Annotated in this window: 19 protein-coding genes and 2 pseudogenes; 12 read left to right on the forward strand and 9 right to left on the reverse strand. The window is 66.4% G+C overall.

The window, feature by feature from the left end:
• Window positions 1–23 precede the first annotated feature (23 nt).
• A complete protein-coding gene (locus FVO59_RS06490; RefSeq protein ID WP_182255845.1) occupies window positions 24–1025 on the reverse strand; it encodes an SDR family NAD(P)-dependent oxidoreductase in 1002 nt (333 codons plus the stop codon).
• An 80-nt stretch (window positions 1026–1105) separates the two neighbouring features.
• Between FVO59_RS06490 and FVO59_RS06495 the strand changes: the two genes are divergently transcribed.
• Window positions 1106–1669 carry a TetR/AcrR family transcriptional regulator gene (locus FVO59_RS06495; RefSeq protein ID WP_259363478.1) on the forward strand — a complete coding sequence of 188 codons (564 nt, stop codon included), beginning with the start codon at window positions 1106–1108 and terminating at the stop codon, window positions 1667–1669.
• A 6-nt stretch (window positions 1670–1675) separates the two neighbouring features.
• Here FVO59_RS06495 and FVO59_RS06500 read toward each other — a convergent pair whose 3' ends face one another.
• From FVO59_RS06500 to FVO59_RS06515, 4 genes are all read right to left on the reverse strand, one after another.
• Window positions 1676–2467, reverse strand: coding sequence for a DNA/RNA non-specific endonuclease (locus FVO59_RS06500; protein ID WP_182255847.1), 792 nt, complete (start codon window positions 2465–2467; stop codon window positions 1676–1678).
• A gap of 144 nt (window positions 2468–2611) precedes the next feature.
• Window positions 2612–3859 (reverse strand): hypothetical protein, encoded by a 1248-nt coding sequence (locus FVO59_RS06505; RefSeq protein ID WP_182255849.1) that lies wholly within the window; start codon window positions 3857–3859, stop codon window positions 2612–2614.
• A gap of 43 nt (window positions 3860–3902) precedes the next feature.
• A complete protein-coding gene (locus FVO59_RS06510; protein WP_182255851.1) occupies window positions 3903–5660 on the reverse strand; it encodes a DUF2075 domain-containing protein in 1758 nt (585 codons plus the stop codon).
• Complete coding sequence (locus FVO59_RS06515) at window positions 5657–5983, reverse strand: nucleotide pyrophosphohydrolase (protein ID WP_182255853.1); 327 nt, start codon at window positions 5981–5983, stop codon at window positions 5657–5659. The genes FVO59_RS06510 and FVO59_RS06515 overlap by 4 nt, the downstream gene beginning before the upstream one ends.
• 79 nt (window positions 5984–6062) lie before the next feature.
• On the opposite strand from FVO59_RS06515, the gene FVO59_RS06520 reads away from it, so the two are divergent.
• Complete coding sequence (locus FVO59_RS06520) at window positions 6063–7010, forward strand: SRA domain-containing endonuclease (RefSeq protein WP_182255855.1); 948 nt, start codon at window positions 6063–6065, stop codon at window positions 7008–7010.
• Here the strand turns inward: FVO59_RS06520 and FVO59_RS06525 are convergent.
• Window positions 6955–7395: a (deoxy)nucleoside triphosphate pyrophosphohydrolase gene (locus FVO59_RS06525; protein WP_182255857.1), complete on the reverse strand. Its 441-nt coding sequence runs from the start codon at window positions 7393–7395 to the stop codon at window positions 6955–6957. The genes FVO59_RS06520 and FVO59_RS06525 overlap by 56 nt on opposite strands.
• An 86-nt stretch (window positions 7396–7481) precedes the next feature.
• Here FVO59_RS06525 and FVO59_RS06530 point away from each other — a divergent pair, with 86 nt between their 5' ends.
• Complete coding sequence (locus tag FVO59_RS06530; protein ID WP_182255860.1) at window positions 7482–7811, forward strand: hypothetical protein; 330 nt, start codon at window positions 7482–7484, stop codon at window positions 7809–7811.
• A gap of 121 nt (window positions 7812–7932) precedes the next feature.
• Window positions 7933–9018: pseudogene (locus FVO59_RS06535) on the forward strand (type I restriction endonuclease).
• Between the two features lie 83 nt (window positions 9019–9101).
• On the opposite strand, the gene FVO59_RS06540 reads toward FVO59_RS06535, so the two are convergent.
• Together FVO59_RS06540 and FVO59_RS06545 are read right to left on the reverse strand one after the other, a co-directional pair.
• On the reverse strand, window positions 9102–10295 hold the full coding sequence (locus tag FVO59_RS06540) for an McrC family protein (protein WP_182255862.1): 1194 nt from the start codon (window positions 10293–10295) through the stop codon (window positions 9102–9104).
• Window positions 10292–12430 carry an AAA family ATPase gene (locus tag FVO59_RS06545; RefSeq protein ID WP_182255864.1) on the reverse strand — a complete coding sequence of 713 codons (2139 nt, stop codon included), beginning with the start codon at window positions 12428–12430 and terminating at the stop codon, window positions 10292–10294. The genes FVO59_RS06540 and FVO59_RS06545 overlap by 4 nt, the downstream gene beginning before the upstream one ends.
• A gap of 154 nt (window positions 12431–12584) precedes the next feature.
• Between FVO59_RS06545 and FVO59_RS06550 the strand changes: the two genes are divergently transcribed.
• From FVO59_RS06550 to panB, 8 genes and pseudogenes are all read left to right on the forward strand, one after another.
• A complete protein-coding gene (locus tag FVO59_RS06550) occupies window positions 12585–13280 on the forward strand; it encodes a GntR family transcriptional regulator (RefSeq protein ID WP_182255866.1) in 696 nt (231 codons plus the stop codon).
• Between the two features lie 4 nt (window positions 13281–13284).
• Window positions 13285–14433 (forward strand): CaiB/BaiF CoA transferase family protein, encoded by a 1149-nt coding sequence (locus FVO59_RS06555; protein ID WP_182255868.1) that lies wholly within the window; start codon window positions 13285–13287, stop codon window positions 14431–14433.
• Window positions 14430–15619 (forward strand): annotated as a pseudogene (locus tag FVO59_RS06560) (acyl-CoA dehydrogenase family protein). Before FVO59_RS06555 ends, FVO59_RS06560 begins: the two are co-directional and overlap by 4 nt.
• A 185-nt stretch (window positions 15620–15804) precedes the next feature.
• Window positions 15805–20589 (forward strand): NAD-glutamate dehydrogenase, encoded by a 4785-nt coding sequence (locus FVO59_RS06565; protein WP_182255870.1) that lies wholly within the window; start codon window positions 15805–15807, stop codon window positions 20587–20589.
• Between the two features lie 159 nt (window positions 20590–20748).
• Entirely contained in the window at window positions 20749–21486 is a 738-nt protein-coding gene (locus FVO59_RS06570; RefSeq protein ID WP_182255872.1) for a DUF2520 domain-containing protein, read from the forward strand.
• A gap of 4 nt (window positions 21487–21490) precedes the next feature.
• Window positions 21491–22342, forward strand: a complete 852-nt coding sequence (panC, locus tag FVO59_RS06575) for a pantoate--beta-alanine ligase (protein ID WP_182255874.1) — start codon at window positions 21491–21493, stop codon at window positions 22340–22342.
• Window positions 22342–22758, forward strand: coding sequence for an aspartate 1-decarboxylase (panD, locus tag FVO59_RS06580; RefSeq protein ID WP_182255876.1), 417 nt, complete (start codon window positions 22342–22344; stop codon window positions 22756–22758). The genes panC and panD overlap by 1 nt, the downstream gene beginning before the upstream one ends.
• A gap of 29 nt (window positions 22759–22787) precedes the next feature.
• The gene (gene panB / locus FVO59_RS06585; protein WP_182256562.1) at window positions 22788–23624 is read left to right on the forward strand and encodes a 3-methyl-2-oxobutanoate hydroxymethyltransferase; all 837 of its coding nucleotides are present in this window, start codon (window positions 22788–22790) and stop codon (window positions 23622–23624) included.
• Between the two features lie 23 nt (window positions 23625–23647).
• Here the strand turns inward: panB and FVO59_RS06590 are convergent, their stop codons facing one another.
• Window positions 23648–23857 carry a hypothetical protein gene (locus FVO59_RS06590; RefSeq protein WP_182255878.1) on the reverse strand — a complete coding sequence of 70 codons (210 nt, stop codon included), beginning with the start codon at window positions 23855–23857 and terminating at the stop codon, window positions 23648–23650.
• Between the last annotated feature and the right edge of the window lie 47 nt (window positions 23858–23904).

Here is a 23904-nt window from a genome sequence, read left to right on the forward strand (position 1 = left end):
GGTCGTCACGTTCGGGTGCGGGCCTACTGCACCGCCCATCCGCCGTCAGAGGCGAGGATGGCGCCGTTGATGTTGACGGCGTCATCGCTGAGCAGGAAGGTGATCGACGCGGCGAGGTGCTCCGCCGTCGCGACCGTGGGGATCGCCTGCTGGAACGGTCCCAGGCGGCGCGAGCCGTACTCCGACATGTTCGGCGGCATCGGGATGCCCGTGGCGACGCCGCCGGGAGCCACGGAGTTGACCCGGATGCCCTTCGGTCCGTACATGAACGCGGCCGACTTCGTGACGCCGATGATGCCGTGCTTGCTGGCTGTGTAGGCGTTGCCGGATGCGTTGCCGCGCAGGCCGGCTTCGCTCGAGACGTTGACGACGGCGCCGCGGCCGGCCGCCTCCATGATCGGCAGCACCGCTCGCATGAGCTTGAAGGGAGCGGTGAGGTTGATGGCGATGACGCGGTCCCAGACGGCGTCGGTGGTCTCGCCTGCGGGAGAGAAGTCGTCGTTGATGCCCGCGACGTTGGCGAGGGCGTCGATGCGGTCGCCGGCGGCGGCGATGACGGCGTCGATGGATGCCTGCTGGGTGAGGTCTCCCGCGACGGCGACGACGTCGTGGCCGGAGAGGTCGGCCGTGAGGGCGTCGAGCTTGTCGGCGGAGATGTCGGCGGCGATGACGCGGCCGCCCTCGCGGGCGATGCGGGATGCCGTGGCGCGGCCGATGCCGGATGCTGCGCCCGTGACGATCACGGTCTTGCCGCAGAAGCGGCCGGGGGTGATGGTCTCGGTCCAGCCGGCGCTCTCACCGTCGGTGGGGATCTCGCCGCCGTTCGCTGCGCGTACCAGGTCGTCGACGACGGACTGCGGCATGGCGCCCTGGCTCATGACGACGAGCTGCTGCAGGGGCAGGCCGAGCACGGGGGTGAGCTGCGCGCGGTCCGAGCCCGACTGGGCGAGCAGGCCTGTGATGAGGTCGCCGCCGATCGGGTCGTTCAGCCAATCGCCGATGGTGGAGTGTGCGGTCAGAGCCATGGTCTCTCCTTGCTCGTGCATGCCTTCAGAGTTTCGCAACGCTGCGTCTACTAATGGTAGCTCTTCGGTACGCTTCTCGGGTGGCCAGACCCCGAAGTGAACAGGCCCGCCAGGCTGTGCTGGCGGCGATGCGTGCTGCGCTGAGCGCAGCGGGGTACGCCGCGGTGACGATCGAGGGCCTGGCTCTGGAGGCGGGCGTCGCCAAGCAGACGATCTATCGGTGGTGGCCGTCGAAGGCGGCGATCCTCGGCGAGGCGCTGCTCGACGGAGCGCTGCCCGCCGTCGAATTGCCCACGACCGACGATCTGCGCGCCGACCTGTGCTCGGTGCTGTCCTCGCACGGAGACGACGCCGTCGCGCTGGCGCGTGCCCTGATCGCTGTCACGGCCACCGACCCCGAGCTGGGCCAGAAGCTCAACACGCGCCTGGCGGCCCCGCTGCGGGAGTGGACCGCGGCTCGATTGGCTGCCGGAGTGGCGGCCGGCGAAGTCCGGTCGGACGTCGATGCCGGGGTCGTGGCGGATCAGCTGATCGCACTCGGGTCATACGCGGCTCTGGTCGGCGGGCCGATGGAGGCCGAGCGGGTGGATGCCGTGGTCGACGTCATCGTGCGCGGGATCGGGCTCGGCGACTCGACGGCCTGAGCCGGATCAGACGGGCTGATCGAGAATCACATCGGCGTGCGTCTGCAGCATCCGCCACCCCGCGCCGCGCGCGGCCGGAGCCGACAGCACGTCTGCGTCAGACAGGATGCCGAGATCGACCCCGGTCATCGCGGCGATGTCGACCACCGGCACCTGGAACGTGCGGAACGCGCCGAGCGGCGGTGCGCTGAGCAGTCCGTCGCGGGTGTCGACGAGTTCGCCCTGGTCGAGCACGAAACCGGCCGCGACAAGGTCTTCTTGGCCGGCCCAGGCCGCGATCTTCCAGAACCGAAGCGGGATCCGGATGCCGCGGTACGGCGGATCCTGTTCGCCGAGCACCGGGGCTGTGAAGACCGAGATCCGCTGATCGGTCGTCTCGGCGTAGCCGAGCACGTGGTCTTCGAGGCCGAGCCACAGCTCCTTCGACTGGTTGAACCCGGCCGCCTGCGGGGCGGCGTTCGGGTAGAAGAAGGTGGCCTCCATCGCGCCGGCCGCGTTCTCGCCCCAGCCGGGATCGCGGCGCCGCACGAGGTGCCCGCGGTCGAGATCGTTTCGGGCGTACACCTCCGGGCCGGTCTGTGCGCTCTCCGGCGCCCGCGGGTCGAGCCGCCAGTCGCCCGACCGCGGCAGCTCGCGCAGCAGTGCGCCGTCGATGTTCACGGCGGTGACGGCGGCGAGCCGCCGCCCCGGGTCGAGCAGCACCGTGAAATGCGGATAGGTCAGCTCGAGCGCGTCGAGGGCGGATGCCGGAAGCGGCACCCGCACGGTGAGGAAGTCGGGATCGTATCCGTCGGCCATGAGGTCATGATGGCGGAGGGGGCGGACACGGTGGAGGGTGCAGGCGGAGGCACCTGTACAGGGGAGGTGCCGGGGGCGAGCGATTGGGTAGCCGGTCGGCCGCGACCGCGTCGCCACCAGGGTCGCTGAAAGCCCCCTTTGCGATCACCTCTGGGTGCGAAGGTAGCGCTCCTCATACGGCCGGAACTGGCCGGGGTCGGGAACGGTGTTCATGAGCCGCTGATTGATGTGCTCAGTGAGGATCCAGTTGCTGGCCGCAGTCGGGGTGACCGCCTCATGGACTCCGATGGAGGGTTCACGCCCTGCGATTCCGTGGATGCTCGTCGTCCCGTGGCCGAGTCCGAGCACCACCTCAACGCCCCGCTTGGTCAGCGCCTCAGCCGCGTCGATGATGACGTTGCAGGTCGCCGGCTCCGGCGGATTGCTGCCGGTGAATCCGCCCCGATAAAGAAGCACCACGTCGATGTCCTTCGTCTCGGCCTTCAGCAGGGCATTGAGCGCCTCTGCCTGCACATGGCCTGCGGCTTTGCTGCCTTCGTGGCGCGCCCGGCCTTCTTCGTGGATCAGCAGGTCGCCTGCTCGGGCAAGGGTCTTGGTGACATCAGCTCGGGTCTGCCCGCCGGACGCCGGCCCGATGCTCAGCACTCGGATCGGATCCCCCTCGAGGCGAACACACCCCCAGTCGTCCGCACTGTTCAGGCTGGGGTCGACGCCTACAGGAACGCTGGGATACAGCGCCGAGAACAGGTCATGGACGTGTCGGTTGAAAGCGCGCTTTCGGCTCCACGACGGGCGCTCCCAAAGCTCGTCGGTCACCGCAGGCAGGCTAGGGTCCAGGTAGCGCTCGATCCAGTGCTCGGTCTGTGCGGTCGTCCACCAGAACAGGTCAGGAGCACCGTTGGCATGATCGACTCCAAGCCGATAGCGAAGGCGTCTTCCGATGACGCGCAGCTGCCCGCGATCGCGTCCATCACGCATCGCTGACGCGTCCAACAGAACATTCAGATGCTTTCGAGCTATTGCATCAGGCCATGCGAATCCAGTTCCCAGCCACCCTTCTCCTTCGGGCATCAGCTGCGGTGCGATCTGCACTGCGCGGGGCCACCCGCCGATGCTCTCGCTGAGCTCGTCCGCGACGAGGTCCTTCGCCCCGACGACGACTGCGACTTCCGTTGCACCGTAGAACCCAAGGCGAACCTCCAAGCCCTGACCGTAGTCCCGTGGTCGAATTCCAGAAGCTAAGGAACCGAACCCCAGAACCTCTGCCGTCAGCAATGCACGTCCGACAAGGCGACGATGTTCAGCCTCACGGGAACTTCCCGGTGTGGCGATGAGGCGGTGCGCGGTCTCGACTACGCAACTCGCAATGGAGTAGCTCGGCCCTGTGGTCATCACGTCCTCAGCTCGAAATCATGCTTTCGGTAGCAGCCAGGCGCTACAGGTCCAGCTCTACCGGCGCTTTCGAAGAGTCGACGCAGGCCGGCAACGCCGACCGCAACTCCGGATCACACACATACACGTACGTCCCCAACATTCCCCGCGTGAGCAGCACGCCATAGATGTTCCGGATGAACACGAGCAGATCGTCATCGCCGAACGCGTCCTTGAGATGCCCGGTGTTCTCCTTGCCTTTCTTGTCGCGGTACGCTTCGCGATCCGCGACTATCGCCCCAGACGACGAGAGACGCAGATCCGGCCCGATGATCACGCCGGCGTAGTTCAGGTCGTACCCCTGCACGGTGTGGATCGAGCCGACCTCCTCCAGCGACCCGGGGGCGTTGATCCAGTCCTTGTCGGTGCTGTTCCAGTGCATCCGCTCGCCATCGATCTCGATGTCGAACGCTGAACGGTCTCGACGCGACACCCAATCCCAGGCGTATCCGGCGACGAGACGAGACAGCCCTACTTCGCGATCGCGCGCTCGAATCGCACGACGCATCTCGCCGAGGTCGTCGAAGAAGCGCAGGTCGTAATCGCCGAGATCCGGGCGCTCCGGATGCTCGCCGCGCAGAAGCGCACGGATGTATTCGACATAGTCGGCGCCCGCGCGTACTCGCATCTGGGTGGTCAGGCGGAAGTGCCGGTGCGAGTTCTTGGCATCCCGCAGTTCCTGCTCGAGTGTCGCGGGCGCGAGGTCGTGCGGCCGAACGCTCTGGGCGCCGTCGACAAGCAGCAGTCGATGGCGACTGCGCGCTTTGATCCAGTCCAGCTGCGTGCGCGTCGGATCGTCCCGGCCGAACAACTTCTCGTTGATCTGGCCGAACTTCTTGTTCTGCACGCCCGAAGCCTGATTCGCCCGCTGGTTGAGCCGGTGCGTCTCGTCGACGAGGATCAGGTCGAACATGTCATCCGACTGCCCGACCTGGAACGGCGTGAGCACCATCGCCGGGTCGAGCTTCGGTGTCTTCTTGAACACCTGCCGCACCGACTGCCGCAGTGACTGCTGCGGAATCACGAGCGCCATCTTCAGATCACGTAGCAGCTCTCGATTGTCGGCCGTGAAGAACTCGGCGAACATCGAGTCGGGCTGGATGTCGTCGTGATCCTGGTAGTCGCGGATGTCGGCCAGCAGCTTCATGAGGAAGATGGCGATGATCGTCTTGCCGGTACCGGGGTCGCCTTGCACGACGAGGGTCGAGTGAGCATCCGGATGCTGCAGATCGGTCAGCAGGCCTTCGACGATGTCTTCGATCGCGATGGCCTGATCGCCGGTGAGCGCCTTGAACGGCGAGAGCTTGAAGAGGTCGCTGTTCTCGATCTGCGGGATGCTGCGGCTGAACAGCCCTTCGGCTCGCAGTGCCTCGAAGACGTCACGGAACGACTCGCGGTAGATCTCGCGGTCGTAGTAGCGCGCGTCGCTGAGTCCGTCGTTGCCGTTCAGGATGCTGTACTGACCGTCACCGTGAAACCAGCGGATCAGGTGCGATTCGAGGTCGAGGCAGACGGACTTGTTGAAGCGCTCGCCGATCACGACGCGGATCGACTCGAGCCCTTCGTCCTTCTTCGAGCTGGCGAGGTGCTGCCGCATTCGGGATGCCGCATTGACCGTCTCTCCGACATAGAGCTTCTTGCTGCGGCCCGAGCTGTCGAGCACGTACACGACCGGCCAGTCGGTGTGCAGTGCATCGCTGCGCCCCCAGGCGTCGACGTGCTGCCGCTCGAACGGGAGTCGCTCGATGCTGAATTCGGTCATGGGTGCAGATCCGTGTACTTCGTGATGCGGCCCTTCGACAGTTCGACGGGATACTTCGCACGGGTCTTCTCGAGCTTGCTCATCACGATCTCATCGATGTCGACTCCAAGACGTGTCGCCATCTGGAAGCAGTAGGTGAGCACGTCGGCCAGCTCTTCTTCCACCCGGGTCTGATCCGGCGTCTGCCCCCACTGGAACAGCTCGAGCAGCTCGGCCGCCTCGATGGAGATCGACTTCGCGAGGTTCTCAGGCGAGTGGAACTGATCCCAGTCGCGCTCGATAGCGAAGTCACGGAGGGCTTGCAGCGTTGCGGGGGTCGGCATGAGGAGAACGTAGCAGGGGCATGGATACAGCGCCGAATACGAGACGCATGTGCGCGCGGTAGACCGATATTGTTCACTCATGCCTACTTCGCTGCCGCTTATCGTGGGGGAGCTCTATACACGGAGCGACCTTGCGATTGTGTATGGCGGATCCACACAAGGCGGCATCATCGCGAGCAACAAGTCGAGCTCTGTGTTCATATTCACCGACCACGCTCAGGCCAACCAGTTCGGGTACGTCTATGACGGCTTCAGTCCTGACGGTCGGGTGCTCCATTACACGGGTGCAGGGCAGGACGGCGATCAATTGGAGAGTCACTCCAACGCGCCGGTTCTAACTCACGCAGCAAGAGGGCGTACTCTGCACGCGTTTGTAGCTGACGGTTTCCTCGAGGGCACGCAGAGAAAGCGGCAGCGCTACATGGGCGAGTTTTTCCTCGATCCCGCGCGCCCCTTCGAGAGGATGCCTGCTCCGGATAAGAGTGGCGCGTTGCGTACCGTTATCGTGTTCCGCCTTCTTCCGGTGGGGCCCGTGCCGGATCGAGTCATCGAGACGATGGGGCTGAGTCAGATCTCGGACAGAGCGGACACGCTGGAAGTGCCAATCGAGATCAACTCCACTCACTTCTTCGAAACTTCCGGTCGCGCTGCCGGCAGTGCGGTGCGTAGGGAATCCCAGCTTGTCGATGAGTTTGTAGCGAGCCAGCACGGGCACGAGTTCAAGCGTTGGGCGATCAAGCTGCCTGAAGAACGGTCGCCACTACTGACAGACGTTTACGACAAGACCAATCGAGTGCTTTACGAAGCCAAGAGTATGTCCGGTCGCTCGGCGCTTCGGATGGCCGTGGGCCAGCTGTACGACTACCGCCGTCACGTCGAGGTTGATGGCTTGCGGTGTTCAGTCTTGCTACCAGAACGCCCGAAGGCTGATCTTCGCGACTTTGTTGAGTCCGCGGGGCTTGGGCTCGTCTTCAAGGATGGTGCGCAGTTCCTCTTCGAAGGGCAGGGCGACTGGGGACGGCCGTGAGATTACGGACCACCCGCAGAACGGCCGGTGTGTCGGCCGGTGCCCAATCGACCGTTCCCAACTCTGTAGCGCGGATCCACCGGATCTCTGAGTGCTCGGTCGACATCGGCTCTTCAGATATGAGCGTCGCGTAGAAGGTCGTAAGAGTCACGATTCCAAACTCGTACTCGTGGCTGGTCGTTTCGACCCTTTCCCCCACCTCAATCCTGCAGCCGAGTTCCTCCTCGATCTCGCGGCGAAGCGCCTCCTTCGGGGTTTCGCCCTTCTCGATCTTCCCGCCCGGAAACTCCCACATGCCCGGCAGCGTCTTAGTTTGCCCGCGTCGTGCCGCGAGGACAGTATCGCCCCGAACGATTACCGCTCCAACGACGTCAATCTGGGTCATCTGCTTCGTCTCCCCGGGCCGAGCGTAGCGATGGAGCGCCGGTGATGAGAGGAGTGGCGCGCCGCTTCCGGCGTTACGATCACGCAATGGGGATGAACTCCGATACGTGCCAGCTCGTCGCTACAGTCTTGCCGTTGGTGATGGTCACGCTCGTTGTCGAGCGGCGGTCAATGCGGATCAAGCTTAGACGTCGACTGTGGTTTAGGCGCGGGATGCTCTTCTTGTTTTCCTGCTCGTTCCTCGGGCTCGGGTTCACGATCTGGGGCACCCAAGTCGGCGGCCTCGAAGGTTTCCCGGCGCTGGCGGCATGGATCCTCTCCGGCGCATCAACCGTGGGGCTAGCCCTACTGATTCTGATGTCCATGGCGTCGACAGAAGTTGATGAGGACGAAGCAGTGCAGCTTGGGCTCCAGTGAGATGAACGTTGCGGTCAACGAGGCTGGTTGCGCACTCCCGCGTGAGTCCCGCTATGGTCTGAATCAGGCTCTCTGAGGGGGGGAGCCGGTTTCACTCAGTCAACGAAGATGGGAGCGACTAGTGGAGTTTGCGGAGCGCCTTGAATCGCTGGCGGTGAAGGTCCGAAATCAAGCAACGGCAATCGGCACAGAGGAAGCGACGAAGAACGCGTTCGTGATGCCCTTCATCTCGACGATTCTTGGATACGACGTGTTCGATCCGCTTGAGGTGGTGCCTGAATTCACCGCTGACGTGGGCACCAAGAAGGGCGAGAAGATCGATTACGCCATCATGCGAGATGGCGAGGTGCAGATTCTCATCGAGTGCAAGCCGTCGATGGGCTCCTTGAAAATCGAGCATGCCTCGCAGCTGTTCCGATACTTCTCGGTCACGAACGCGCGGATCGCGGTGCTCACGAACGGCGTCGTGTGGCACTTCTACACGGACCTCGATGCCCCCAAACCGAATGGATGCCAAGCCCTTCCTTGTGCTGGACCTACTTGACATCGAGAAGCTGTCCTTGCTGAGCTTCTGAATCTCGGCGATCAGCGTCTCGTCACCGATGTACTTCAGTTCCTCGGCTGCACTGATGATCGAGTCAAGGTCGCATTGAAGCGAGAGATCGCTGCCCAGTTCCGAGAACCGACCGACGAGTGGATCAAGTTCTTCACCAGTCGGGTGTACGAGGGTGCGTTCACACAGCGCGTGCGTCAACAGTTCACTGGGCTTGTGGGTAAGGCCGCTCAGCAGTTCCTCACTGAGCGTGTGAACGACAGACTCAAGGCCGCACTCGGCGTCAGCGGAGCGAGCCATATCGCAGATGTCCCACCCGCCTCGAGCGCCGCGGTGGCCGAAGCAGATCTGGATCGCGACACGGAAATCGAGACAACACTTCAGGAACTTGAGGGCTACCAGATCGTGAAAGCGATCGCCTGTGGCGAGGTCAAGCCGCAGCGGGTAACGCAGCGTGATGCGAAGAGCTACTTTGCCGTTCTGCTAGACGACAACAACCGCAAGCCAATCGCGCGGCTTCATTTCAACGGCAAGCAGAAGTACATCGGTTTGCTAGACGAAGAGAAGGCGGAAACCCGCCATCCGATCGTCGATCTCGACGAGATCTACCACCACGCGGAAGGTATTCGGGCAGCTGTGCGGCGCTACGCGTAAGCGACCTCGAGCGGCGAGATGGAGCGGTCGGGCGCGAGGGTACTCGGCCGAGCTGCTCGAACCAAAGGGGTCGCGCCGTGACGCTACGCGAGCGCCTCGCCGAGCCGCTGAACCGCCGCAATCAGCTCATCGGGCCCACCGCTCAGGTCCACCGCATGTGCCACGACGGTGACCCCTGCCGAAGCGATCTCGTATCGCCGTGGCTCGACCTCACCAGACACGTAGAGAAGGTGGGCTTCAGGGACGCCTGCCGTTATCGCGTAGGCGAGCGCCTGATACACGTCGGCGTTGGGCGGTGAGCCGCTGGTGCCGCCCCACACCTTGTATTTCGTATCCGCGACGGTAACCACTCTTCCGCTGCGCGAGACCACGATGTCGGGCCGCATTCTCACGCGGCCGCCCGCGTCCAAACGCCAGTCGGACACCTGGAGGTCGACGTCGTAGCCGGCGACGTGCAACTGCTCCTGAAAGACTCGGCCGACGAAGTCCTCGTAGACCTTCGCGACGTTCAGCAAGAAGGTCGCACCGGCGCTCACGCCTGACGCGTGAGCCCACGACATCGCTTCGAGCACCCAGCGGGCGAGCCTCAGCGCCGGTTGATAGTGCGAGTTCAGGCGCGACTCAGAAGGCAGGATGACCGGCGCGCCTGGGCGCAGATCTGAGACCTCGGAGAACGGAATCAGCGATGTACCCAGCCGATCGACGATGTGCGCTGGCAATTGCTGCATGCGCATCAGCGCCCGCAGCGCGGCTTTCAGTATGCGGTTCTCAGCGACGTCTTCGGTGTAGTCGTCGTAGGTGAGCTCAACCGGTGCGGGTATGCCCGGTCGCTTCGTCAGCTGTCGGGCGATGTCCCACCGGCCGCGGATGACCGTGCCCGTCTCATCAACCGCCACATACCCCTTCAACAGTGTCCGTCTCGTTACCTCGCCTACCGCGCGGAGCAGGGCATCGGCCAGAGCAGTCGGAATGTCGTCGTCCGACTCGTACGTGTACGCGGAATCGCTCACCTGCGCCTGCACGCCGGAATAGGACGCCATGAAGATGAGGCTGCGCAACGGCGTCTTGGGGCGGACGAAAAGGCGCCGCTCGTCGATCGCCACGACCCCGACTCGCGTGACGTCAGCGATCCGCCAGATTCCCGGCTCGGGCGTCGGGCTGACGCGGCAGAAGTCCGCGGCCTGCAGGCGGGATACCTGCGCTGCAGTCAGCGCGACAAGAGACTCGCCCTTCTCGGCGATCTCCTCGACACGCGATCTGACTGCGGGCAGGGTCACGATTCGCTCGACACCCCCGCCTTATCGGCGAGCGCCGTGAACAGGGCATCCAATCCGTACCTGACATGCACATCGACGCCCGTGCCTACGTGCCGCTCTTCTAGAAGCGGAAGGATGCTCTCTTCCCAGACAGCGCGCAGGTCATCTTCACTGAAGTCGCCGGGACGAAGCAGGTGGCTCGGTCCGATGCGGTCCTCGCGATCTCGAATGCTCGAGTTCAACAGGTCGAACAGATCCGCAACCGGCAGCGACTGAGGATGCTCGGCGGCCCAGCGATCCAGGATGCCCTTCACCGGCGCGACATCCGGATGCAGCTCGAAGAACGAGAATCGGCGTCGCATGGCCGAGTCCAGCAGCGCGATGGACCTGTCTGCGGTGTTCATCGTCCCGACGATCAGCACGTTCGGGGGCAATGTGAAGGACTTCGCACCATCGTCTCCCGAGCCCGCGTAGAGAACGTCGATGGGGTCGTTCCGGTATTCGAGCAGGTAGTACAGCTCGCCGAAGACCTTGCTCAGATTTGCACGGTTGATCTCATCGATCATGAGCACGTGGGGCACATCGGGGTTCTTCCGAGCCTCGTCCGCGATCTCTCGGAGCGGCCCGCGGGTTAGAGAGAACGAGAGCTGCCCGGCTGCGTCCGTCACCGGTCGATAGCCGGCGAAGAAGTCCTCATACGTGTAGGACGGGTGGAACTGGATGCGCTTGATCACGCTGCCTGGTTTTCCGAGTCGCTCGGCCAGCGCACGCGCGACGTAGGTCTTGCCGGTTCCGGGAGGGCCGTAGAGGATGACCTGGCCTCGGCGGTACAGCGCACTTGTCAGCTTGCGGAACCACGACACGTCCAAGTGAGTCGTAGCGGCGAGTCCTGCGAAATCGACATCGGCAGGGGTGAAACCGCGTGGGTCGAGCGCCTCTGTATCGAGCTCTGGCTGCTCGAGTGCCGGCGGGTCGTCGGGGTCGGGAGGGGCCGGCTTCTTCCATCGCTCTTCGAACGCGGCATCGTATAGATCGATCGGTTTTCCTTCTTTCACCTGCAAGGCGATCATGATCGCCCGCAGATCGGCATCCGCATCGTCCGAGAACTCCCCTCCGATCTCGCCGATGAAGGCCGAGCGGATCTGCTCGCGGTGCTCGGTCGAGACGACCGGACCGAAGAAGCCGGGGTGCACCAGATAGAGGAGCGCGTATCGCTGCGTGGGGAAGCGCTGATCCGTGCCCATGACGACGTCGCGCCAACGGCGCGGGTCGGCGAGCGCGCTCTGCTGCTCATCGTCGCTGAGTTCAGTCCACGCCAGCAGCACGTCGAGGACGACGGTAACGGCGCGATTGATGTGGGACTGCATGCCTACGCCGGGGTTGAAGGCGCCACCAGCGAAAGCCGTGTCGAAGACGCGCGGGATCTCGACGGGATGCTGCATGAGCTTCAAAGCGGAGTCGACCCGCTCGCGCTTCTTGGCGTGGCCCATGACGCGTGCGATGGGCAGCAACTGAAAGGCGAGCACCTCCGCCATGAGCAGCTTCTGGTCGTCGCTCGCGCCAGCGATCTGCAGTTCGAGGTTTGCGTTGAACCCCTTGCCATCGTGCTTCTCGGCCGCCGCCCAGAGAGTATGGAGGTCGCGAATATTGTGCGCCGTCCAGACTTCGCGTCCTGGAGCGAAGGCTGAGAGTCCCTTGCGCAGACACTCGTCGACGATGACCTCCGCTGCAGCTAGCAGTCGGCGTTGATTGTTGTCGTCACTCACCCAACGTTCCGGGAGGGCACGCTCGACTTCGTTCCGGCGCCGATCCCGTTCGATGACGCTGAGGCGTTGAGCCTCGAGGTGCAGCTCATTGCCGGAGTAGTCGCGGATGGCGGCGAGGCCTTTCGGGGTGATCGACCATTCTCCAGCGAGAGACGGGTTCTTCTGCAGCCAGCCGGCGGCCACAAGATCCGAGCTGGCGAAGCGCCAGTTCGTTTCTCCCCGCGGGAGGTTCCTTGTGTTGATCTCTGCCTCGTACGCGGTGAGCGGTACGCGAAGCCTCACTGCCTCCCAGAGGTCGGCGATCGACATGTACTCACCGTTCGGGGCTCTTTCGGCGAGCACCTCCAGGGCGAATCGCGCGCGCTCGGAGGTCTTGAGTTCCTTGTCCATGCTGCTCCTATGCCTGGCTCGTTGCGAGTCTAGAAGAACGTGTCTCCGCACCTCGTCCACAGATTTAATATCGGATCCAATATTGACTATCCGATCTGAGGCGCCATAGTGTCTGAGCTGTGCCGTACTCAAGGCGCGGACGTGGAAGGGCATCGTGACCGAGAGCAACGCTGTCGCCGAAGGATCACCGCTGTCGCGTCGTCCCCAGACCACTCAGCAGTACGTGCTTGACGAGTTGCGTCGCGCCATCATCAGGCGCGAGCTGAAGCCCGGTGAGCCGATCCGACAGGATGCCCTCGCCGATCGGCTCGGCGTGAGCCGCGTCCCCCTTCGCGAGGCGCTCAAGATCCTCGAGGGTGAGGGGCAGGTGCTCTACCTGCCTCGGCGCGGATACCAGATCGTCGACCTCTCGATGGCTGATCTCGTCGAGGTGTACCACCTGCGAGCGATCCTGGAGACTGAGGCAATCCGGCTGGGTGTGCCCGCCCTCGGAGACGAAGATCTCGACGAACTCGAGCAGCTGCAAGACGAGATTGAGGCCGCTGGAGCGGTGGGGGATGTCATCACGATGTCGGCGGCGAATCGCCGGTTCCATTTCCTCGTCTTCGACCTCGCGGGCATGCCGCGGCTCAGCCGGATGATCCGCAACCTCTGGGAAACGACCGACGCCTACCGCTCCTTGTACTACGCGGACGTCGACAACCGCGCGCACGTGCGTGCCGAGCATCGGGCCATCGTCGAAGCCGCGCGGGCGCGTGACGTGGAGCGCTTCATCGCGCTGCAAGATGAGCACCGCAGCACAACGGTGCGTGCGCTGAGCGTGATCGTCGACCCGTCGTCCGAGGGGTGATCCGATGAGTCTTCCGCTCGAAGGAATCGTGGTCGCTGATTTCAGCCGAGTGCTCGCCGGGCCGCTGGCGGCGACCCTGCTCGCCGATCTCGGGGCCACCGTGATCAAGGTCGAGCGGCGGGGCATGGGCGATGACACCCGGCAATGGGGCCCGCCGTGGACGCCCGCGGCCAGTTCGTACTTCGACAGCGCCAATCGCTCGAAGAAGAGCATCGAGCTCGACTTCGATGATCCAGAAGACCGGTCTGTCGCCTCTGAGCTGGCGGGTGTCGCCGATGTGGTCATCGAGAACTTCCGGGTGGGACGCCTGGATCGCATCGGCCTGGGGTATGCGGACGTCAGCGCGCGGAACCCGAGAGTGGTCTACTGCTCGATCAGCGGGTTCGGCTCCGGCGGTGGTGCGGATCTGCCCGGATACGACTTCATCGCCCAGGCCGTGGGCGGGCTGATGAGCATCACCGGCGAGCGTGACGGCGAGCCTCTCAAAGTGGGAGTCGCCGTCGTCGACGTGCTGACCAGCAAGGACGCGGTCATCGGGATCCAGGCGGCGCTGCTGGAGCGCGAGCGGTCTGGGCGAGGCCAGCATGTCGAGGTCAACCTGCTCTCAAGCCTGCTGGGCTCGCTCGTGAACCAGGCATCCGGATACCTCGCCAACGGCGACTCACCCGCCAGGCTCGGCAGCAGGCATCCGTCGATCGCCCCATACGAAACCCTGCGCTGCGGTGACGGCATCATCGCGATCGCTTGCGGCAACGACGTTCAATTCAGAAGGCTGACGGAGGTGGTCGGACGCAGCGCGCTCGCCGCAGACGGTCGATTTGCCACCAATCCCGCACGAGTGCAGCACAGGGATGAGCTGGCAGCGGAACTGGAGTCGGCGCTCGCAGCAGCGTCGGTCTCGACGTGGACGCAAGCCCTCACTCGTGCGGGGGTGCCGGCGGGCAGGGTGAACGACATCGGCGCCGCCTTCGAGTACGCACAGTGGCTCGGACTCGAACCGCTCATCGAGATGCCAGGCGACGCGCTCCCGCAGGTGCGGCATCCGATCCGATACTCCCGCACCAGCCCGGTGCACCCCACGCCGCCCCCTCATCTCGGGGAGCACAACGACGAGATCCGCCGCTGGGTGGCGGAGAAAGCGAGCAGGCTATGAGCCCGACCACTGTCCGCCCTGTCGCCGAGGCGATCGACATCGCCGACACCGACTCCCTCCTCTCAGAAGACGAGCGAGAGGTCCGCGCGGTCGTTCGCTCGTTCTGCGAGCAGCGTCTCGACCCGCATGTCGCTGAGTGGTTCGAGTCGGGGGATCTCCCCGGGGCCCGCGAGCTCGCGCGGGGGTTCGGTGAGCTGGGCCTGCTCGGCATGCATCTCGAGGGCTACGGATGCGCCGGCATGTCGGCGACCGCCTATGGTCTCGCCTGCCTCGAACTCGAGGCCTGCGACTCCGGCATCCGCTCCTTCGTCTCGGTTCAGGGGTCGCTGGCGATGTACGCGATCCATCGCTGGGGAGCGAGGCGCAGAAGCAGGAGTGGCTGCCGCGGATGGCGTCCGGCGAGATCATCGGATGCTTCGGCCTGACCGAACCAGATCGAGGCTCCGACCCCGGCTCGATGCTGACCCGCGCCAGGCACGACGGCGACGACTGGGTGCTTGACGGCCGCAAGATGTGGATCACGAACGGCTCCATCGCCGACGTGGCGGTCGTCTGGGCGCAAACCGACGACGGCATCCGTGGCTTCGTCGTTCCGACCGAGACCGCGGGTTTCTCGGCGTCGCGCATTCCGCACAAGATGTCGCTACGTGCGTCTATCACCAGCGAGCTGGTGCTCGATGGCGTGAGACTGCCCTCGTCCGCCATGCTGCCACTCGCCCGGGGACTGTCCGGTCCGCTCTCGTGCCTGAACGAGGCGCGCTTCGGCATCCTCTTCGGGGCGCTCGGCGCTGCTCGCTCGTCGCTCGAAACAGCCGTGCGCTACGCCCGTGAGCGCGAGCAGTTCGGTCGTCCGATCGGGGGCTTTCAGCTCACCCAGGACAAGCTGGCGTCGATGACGCTCGAGTACCAGAAGGGTCTACTGCTCGCACTCCATCTCGGACGCCTCAAGGATGACGGTCGTCTGCGACCCGCGCAGGTGAGCCTGGGCAAGCTCAACAGCGTCCGTGAAGCGCTGGAGATCTGCCGGACGGCTCGTACCATCCTCGGCGCCAACGGCATAAGTCTCGAGTACCCCGTGATCCGGCACATGAACAACCTCGAATCGGTGCTGACGTACGAGGGAACCAGCGAGATGCACACCCTCGTGCTTGGCCAGGAGCTGACGGGATTGGCTGCCTTCCGATGACCCGGAGGGCGTGACGGGGCGGAGCTGCCGGCGGAGGGGTCACGACGTCTCGTCTCGCTCCGCGGTTCCTGAGCGAGGAGCGCAGCGACGAGACGAAGGGCGCTCAACGACCGGATGCCCGAAGAACTAGGCTTGTCCTCAGGTCGAAGGCGACCGGGAAGCACCGCCGAAGGGGACGATCAGTCATGGCGCACACAGTCGAATCCGCTGAACTCCGAGACGTGATCGCGGGGCTCGACAACAGCATCAAACCCACGGTCGAGAGTCTGGTCGGCCGGCTCGATGCGGTGGATCTCGCCGAGCGCGAGCCGCGCGACGTCGTCGGCGCTGCCGTGGCGATGCGCGCCCTGGCCGCACGCAGGCGTAGAGGCGAGACGCATGTCTCGGTCTTCACCCCCACGCTCAGTGAGCACGGCTGGACCTCGCGCCGCACGATCGTCGACATCTGCACCGACGACGCGCCCTTCCTCGTCGACTCGATCACCGCGGCGATCGCCGGTCAGGGTCTCGCGGTGCACCTTCTTCTTCATCCGCTGGTCTCGGTGCGCCGCGGCGACGACGGAGAGCTTCTCGAGACGGATGCCCACGGCGGCGAGCTCGAATCCTGGATGCACCTCGAGGTCGATCGCGTCGCGACCGACGAGGGCCGCGATGCGCTCAGAGAGAAGCTCGAAGGAGTGCTCGGCGACGTGCACGCCGCGGTGAACGACTGGCCGGCGATGCGCCGCGCGTGCCTCGATCTCGTCACCGACCTGCGCACCGAGCCGCCCGCCACGGCCGACCCCGCCCACATCGGCCCGGCCATCGACTTCTTCAGCTGGCTGGCCGACGACAACTTCACCTTCCTCGGCTATCGCGAGTACCTGCTCGAGAACCAGAACGGCGAAGACGTGCTGGTGCCCGTGGCGGGCTCGGGCCTGGGCATCCTGCGCAAGCCCACCACCGCCGTCGCCCACCTGCGCCCCGAGGCGCAGCGCACCGCACGCGAACCGCGCCTGCTCACCATCACGAAGGCGAACTCGCGCGCAACGGTGCACCGCGATGTCTACCTCGACTACATCGGCGCGCGCATGTTCGACGACGCAGGCAACGTCATCGGCGAGCGGCGCTTTCTCGGCCTGTTCACCTCTGGCGCCTACGCGGCCTCGGTCACCACCCTGCCGATCGCCGCCGACAAGGTGCGCGCCGTGCTCGATGCATCCGGATTCTCTCCCATGTCGCACTCGGGCAAGGACCTGCTGCAGATCCTCGAGCAGTACCCCCGTGACGAGCTGTTCCAGGACTCGGTCGAGCACCTGCTGAAGATCGTCACCGAGGTCACCCGCCTGAACGAGCGCCGACGCGCGCGCACCTTCCTGCGGCGCGACGAGTTCGGCCGCTTCGTCTCGGCCCTCGTCTACCTGCCGAAAGATCGCTACAACACCCCCGTGCGCCTGCGCATCGAGGCCGTGCTGCGCGAGGTGTTCGGCGCCGAGCACGTCGACCACGCCACGCGTGTCGTCGACTCCCCGCTCGCCCAGCTGCACTTCATCGTGCGCGTGCCCCGAGGCACGTCGCTGCCCGACGTCGACGAAGACGAGGTGCAGGCGAAGCTCGCCGATGCCGTGCGCGGGTGGGACGAGGGGCTGGTGGATGCCCTGCACCACGCTCACGGCGACGATGAGGCCGCGCGTCTGCTTGCCGACTACGGCCAGTCGTTCCCCTCGGTGTACAAGGAGACGGTCACGCCGGAAGAGGCGGTGGACGACGTCGTGCTGCTCGAGCAGCTGCGCGAGCGGGAGTTCGCCGTGCGGCTCAACGTGCCCGAGAAGGACGCCCCCGGGAAGCGCGTGCTCACTCTCGTCTCGCACCGCGAGTACCCGCTGACCCGCGTGCTCCCTGTGCTGACCGACCTCGGTGTCGACGTCGTCGACGAGCGCCCGTACAGCGTCGCCCTGCCCGACGGCACGGCCGGCCACGTCTCCGACTTCGGCCTCACGGCCGAGGGCGTCGACCGCTGGAGCGACCCCGCGTGGGGCGCCGTCTTCGAAGACGCTTTCACGGCGGCGTGGACGGGCGCCGCCGAGAGCGACCGGCTGAACACCCTCGTGCTCCAGGGCGACCTCGAGTGGCGCCGCATCGTCATCCTGCGCGCGATCGCGATGTACCTGCGCCAGAGCGGCTCCGCGTTCTCGGTCGAGTACATCGAGAACGCCCTCGTCTCGAACCCCGAGCTCGCCGCCACGCTCGTGCGCCTGTTCGAGCTGCGCTTCGACCCGGCTGTCGAGGACACCGCCGAGGGAGACCGCGACGCACAGGTCGAGGCTGTCGAGGCCCGACTGCTCGAGGCGCTCGACCAGGTCGCCAGCCTCGACGACGACCGCATCCTGCGCTCGATCGCGGGCGTCATCATGGCGACCTGGCGCACGAACTTCTATCAGACCTCCGCCGACGGATCGCCCAAGCCGTGGGTGTCGATGAAGCTCGACTGCGCCCGCGTGCCCGGGCTTCCCAAGCCCCTGCCGATGGCCGAGATCTGGGTGTACTCGCCCGAGGTTGAGGGCGTGCATCTGCGCTTCGGCAAGGTCGCCCGCGGGGGTCTGCGCTGGAGCGACCGCCGCGAGGACTTCCGCACCGAGGTGCTCGGCCTGGTCAAGGCGCAGATGGTGAAGAACGCCGTCATCGTGCCCACCGGGTCGAAGGGCGGGTTCTATGCCAAGCGCTTGCCGTCGCCCGCCGACCGCGGTGCGTGGCTCGAGGCCGGCAAGGCGGCCTACCGCACCTTCATCCGCGGCCTGCTCGACATCACCGACAACCGCGTCGGCGCCGACATCGTGCCTCCGGCCGATGTCGTGCGTCACGACGGCGACGACCCGTACCTCGTGGTCGCGGCCGACAAGGGCACCGCATCGTTCTCCGACATCGCGAACGGCATCTCGGAGGAGTACGGCTTCTGGCTCGCGGATGCCTTCGCGTCGGGCGGCTCGGCCGGCTACGACCACAAGGGCATGGGCATCACCGCCCGCGGCGCGTGGGAGTCGGTCAAGCGGCACTTCCGCGAGCTGGGCGTCGACACCCAGACCGAGGACTTCACGGTCGTCGGCATCGGCGACATGTCGGGTGACGTGTTCGGCAACGGGATGCTTCGCTCGCGCCACATCCGTCTCGTCGCGGCGTTCGACCACCGTCACGTCTTCATCGACCCGAACCCCGACGCCGAGGCGAGCTTCGTCGAGCGCGAGCGCCTCTTCAATCTGCCCGGCTCGTCGTGGGACGACTTCGACCGCAGCGTCATGTCGCCCGGCGGCGGGGTGTTCCCGCTGTCGATGAAGTCGATCCCCATCACGCCCGAGATCGCCGAGGCGTTCGGCCTCGACCCCTCGGTGCAGAAGCTCACCCCGCTCGAGCTGAAGAAGGCGATGCTGCTCGCGCCCGTCGATCTGCTCTGGAACGGCGCCATCGGCACGTACATCAAGGCGAGCGACGAGACCGATGCCGAGGTCGGCGACCGCGGCAACGACGCCGTCCGCGTCAACGGCCGGGACCTGCGTCTGAAGGTCGTCGGCGAGGGTGGCAACCTCGGTGTGACCCAGCGCGGACGCATCGAGGCGGCGCAGTCGGGCATCCGGATCAACACCGACGCGATCGACAACTCCGCGGGCGTCGGCACCAGCGACCGCGAGGTGAACATCAAGATCCTGCTCGGCGCCCTCGAGCGCGACGGCCGGCTCGATCGTGCCGCGCGCAACGAGCTGCTGCAGTCGATGACAGACGAGGTCGCCGTGCAGGTGCTGCGCGACAACTACGAGCAGAACGTGCTGCTCGGCAACTCGCGAGCAAACGCCGCAGTCATGCTGCCCGTGCATGAGCGGCTGATGGAGTGGCTCGAAGAGCGCGACGAACTCGACCGCGAGCTCGAGTTCCTGCCCAGCCGTGCCGAGGTGGCCGACCGCATCGCCGAGCAGCAGGGCCTCACCCGCCCCGAGTTCTCGGTGCTGGTCGCCTACGCGAAGCTGGCGCTGAAGACCGACCTCGCGGCGACCGGTCTGGCCGACGACCCGTGGTTCGCGCGCACGCTGGCCGAGTACTTCCCCGAGCCGATCCGCCAGGCGTACGCGGGCGACCTTGACGCCCATCCGCTGCGCACCGAGATCATCGTCAACTCGGTGGTGAACTCGATGGTCAACCGCGGCGGCATCACCTTCGCCTACCGCGCGGCAGACGAGACCGGGGCGTCGAGCGAGGACATCGCCCGCGCCTACGTCGCGGTGCGCGAGATCTTCGACCTGCGCGGCTTCGTCGTCTCCGTCGAGGCCACCGACAACGTCGTCTCGACCGAGGTGCAGACCAGCCTGTACCTCACGTTCCGCCGCCTGCTCGACCGCGCCACCCGCTGGTTCGTGCAGCACCGGCCTGACGGGGTCGACATCGGCGCCGAGATCGAGCTGTTCACCGAGCCGGTCACGCACCTGTCGGCGAACATCGACCGGTGGATGCAGGGGGTCGACCTCGAGCGCTTCGAATCACGCACCCGCGACCTGCAGGAGGCCGGCGTCTCGCTCGAGCTCGCCCGTCGCGGTGCAGGACTGCTCGACGTGCTCTCGCTGCTCGACATCGCCGAGTGCGCCCGAACCCGCGGATGGACGCTGGAGGGCGTCGCCGGCCTGTACTTCGCGCTCTCCGCCCGCCTGTCGTTCGAGCAGACGCTGACCCGGATCACCGCCCTGCCGCAGACCGACAGGTGGGGATCGATGGCGCGCGCCAGCATGCGCGACGACCTGTACGCCGTGATGATCGAGCTCACCGCCACGATCGCCCAGGTGACCGACGACGGCGCAGCCGACGACCGGATCGAGGCATGGCTCGAGCAGGGCGGCCCGTCCACCCGGCGCGCGGTCGACGAGGCGATCGCCGCGGCGACCGCGCAGGACGGCGAGGGCCTCGCGACCCTCTCGGTCGCGGTGCGCAGGCTGCGTTCGCTCGTGCGGTGAGATGCGGCACCGGATGCCCGAGTGCCGACGGCGTGGGATCAAGAAGTCAAGCGTTCTGATGATAAAGTGATCAGTTCACCCTATTGCGTAGTGATGTTACTGCGCTGATTGCTCCGCGATTTTGCGAGGATCGGCCCGCGGGCGGATACTCATCCCGGAATGAGCACCCCTCCAGCAGCATCAGAGCCCTCCCTCACGACCGTCGCCGTCATCGGCGGTGGCCGTCTCGGCGGCGTGCTCGCGCGGGCGCTGACCGAAGCCGGACTCACCGTGCACGGCCCCCTTCGCCGGGGAGACGCGATCCCGGCATCCGACCTCGCCCTGCTCTGCGTGCCAGACGCCGCCATCGCGGCAGCGGCCGCCGCCGCCCGACCTCACGCACGCCTCGTCGGTCACCTCTCGGGTGCCACCGGTCTCGACGACGTCGACCTCAGCATCCACCCGCTGCAGACCTTCACGGGGGATGAGTCGCCCGACGTGTTCCACGGCATCGGGGCGGCGATCGCCGGGCGCACGTCCGAGGCTCGCACCGCCGCCGAGAAGCTCGCCCGTGCCCTCGGCGCGCGCCCGTTCGATGTCGCCGACGCGCACCGTGCGGGGTACCACGCCGCGGCATCCATCGCGTCGAACCTGCTGCTCGCCGTGCTCGACGCGGCGGAACGGGTCGCCGCGGCGCAGGGCATCCCCGATGCGCGTCGCCTGCTCGAGCCGCTCGTCGCGCGCACCGTCAGCAACTGGACCGAGCAGGGTGCCGCCGCCGCGCTCACCGGGCCCATCGCCCGGGGCGACGACGGCACGGTCCGTCGCCAGCGTGACGCCGTCGCCGCGACGAATCCCGATCTCATCCCCCTGTTCGATCAGCTGTGCGACAGCACCCGAGGCCTCGCCGGGAGATGACGAGATGAAGATCCTCCGCACCATCGCCGAGGTGCGCGCCGCCGTCCGCGAGGTGCGCGCCGCAGGCGGCGCCGTCGGACTCGTGCCGACCATGGGCGCCTTCCATGAAGGGCACCTCTCGCTCATGCGCGCCGCCCGGGCGCACAACGACCTCGTCGTGGTCTCGCTCTTCGTGAACCCGACCCAGTTCGGTCCGACCGAGGACCTCGCCTCCTACCCGCGCGACGAGGCCAGAGACGCCGCGCTCGCCGAGGCCGAGGGCGTGGACGTCCTCTTCGCACCGGCGCCGGCTGAGATCTACCCCGACGGCTTCGCCACGACCATCCACGTCTCCGGCATCACCGACGTGCTCGACGGGGCCTCGCGCGGTACGTTCCACTTCGACGGCGTCGCGACCGTGGTCGCCAAGCTGCTCGGCATCGTGCATCCGGACGTCGCGTATTTCGGGCAGAAGGACGCGCAGCAGGTCATGGTCGTGCGCCGCGTGGTGCGCGACCTCGACCTCGACGTGCGCATCGAGGCATGCCCCATCGTCCGCGAGCCGGACGGGCTCGCCATGAGCTCGCGCAACGTCTATCTCGACGAGCACGACCGCAGGCGTGCGGTGGCGTTGAGCAGAGGGCTGGATCGGGCATCCGCTCTCGCTGCGACCGGAGTGCGGGACGGCGTCGTCCTGACCGATGCCGTGCGCCGCGTGCTGTCCGACGCCGGCATCGAACCCGAGTACGTCGAGCTGCGCTCTCTCACCGACCTCAGCCCCGTCGCCGAGCTCGACGGCGAGGCGCTGCTGGCCGTCGCCGCCCGTGTGGGCGGCGCGCGGCTGATCGACAACCACATCCTGAAAGCGAGCAGCTGATGCGACGCACCATGCTGAAGTCGAAGATCCACCGAGCCACGATCACGGGCAGCGACCTGAACTACGTCGGCTCGATCACCGTCGACGCCGACCTGCTCGACGCCGCTGACATCCTGCCCCACGAGCAGGTGCACGTCGTCGACGTGAACAACGGCGCGCGCTTCGAGACCTACACGATCGCAGGGCGGCGCGGCACCGGCGTGATGCAGGTCAACGGCGCAGCCGCGCGTCTCGTGCACTCCGGCGACACGATCATCGTCATCTCGTACGCCGACTACTCGCGCGAAGACCTCGAGAGCTACGAGCCGACCGTCGTGCACGTCGACCGCGACAACAGCATCGTCCGCATCGACGACCTGGTGGACGAGCTGGTGACGGCGTGCGATGTGCTGAGCGAGCGGAGCGAGACGAAGTGAGCGCGCAGGCCCAGGCCCGCCCGCTGACGATGGGCGACCTCGCCGCCAAGAAGGAGGCGGGCGAGCCGATCGTGATGGTCACCGCCTACGACCACCCCAGCGCGCGGATCGTCGAGCAGGCCGGGGTCGACATGGTGCTCGTCGGCGACTCCGCCGCGATGACTGTGCTCGGCTACCCGTCGACCGTTCCGGTCACCGTCGACGAGATGCTCATGCTCACCCGCGCGGTCAGGCGAGGACTCGCACGGCCGCTGCTCGTCGGCGACCTGCCGTTCGGCTCGTACGAGGCATCCGACGAGACCGCCGTCGCCACCGCCCAGCGCTTCGTGAAAGAAGCCGGGTGCGACCTGGTCAAGATCGAGCGCGGCGGCACGACGGTCGACCGGGCTCGCGCGATCGTCGCATCCGGGATCCCGGTCGTCGGACACGTGGGCCTGACCCCGCAGACTGCCACGGCGCTCGGCGGCTACCGCGCGCAGGGACGCACGGCCGAGGCGGCCGCGGCCGTCATCGACGATGCGCTCGCGCTGCAGGACGCCGGATGCTCGTTGCTCGTCGTCGAGGCCGTGCCCGCCGAGGTGACCGCCGAGCTGATGCGGCGCGTGCGCATCCCTGTCATCGGGATCGGCGCAGGTCCGGAGGCTGACGGGCAGGTGCTCGTGCTGCACGACCTGCTCGGCGTCTACGACGGCCCGGCCGCGAAGTTCGTCAAGCGGTACGCCGACCTGCGTTCAGCGGCCCTCGCCGGCGTCGCCGACTACGCCCGCGAGGTGCGAGCGGGGGAATACCCGGCTCCGGAGCACGGATACGGGATGCCCGAGGGCGAGGCCGCGCGGCTGCGGGAGCTGCTCGCAGCGCGCTCCTGATCCTGCCGAAGCCTCGTCGTGCCTCAGGGGATCCGCGGGAACTCCTCCTGCGGGTTCTGCACGTCGGCGGCGATCTGGTCGTGCACCCGCTCGTCGTGCGTGGGCTCGCCGTCGTCTGGGCGCTCCTCATCCGTGCCTTCGGTGGCCTCGCGCGAGTCGTCGTCCTGACTGAGGTCGGGGTCGGTGCCCTCCGCCTTCATCGGGTCGGTGGGGAACGGCGTGGGGTCGGACATGATCGCTCCGATCGGTCGATGGGCGTTCAGCGTCGCATCCGGATGCC

The organism is Microbacterium esteraromaticum, assembly GCF_014084045.1.
In the GTDB taxonomy this organism is placed as follows: Bacteria; Actinomycetota; Actinomycetes; order Actinomycetales; family Microbacteriaceae; genus Microbacterium; species Microbacterium esteraromaticum_D.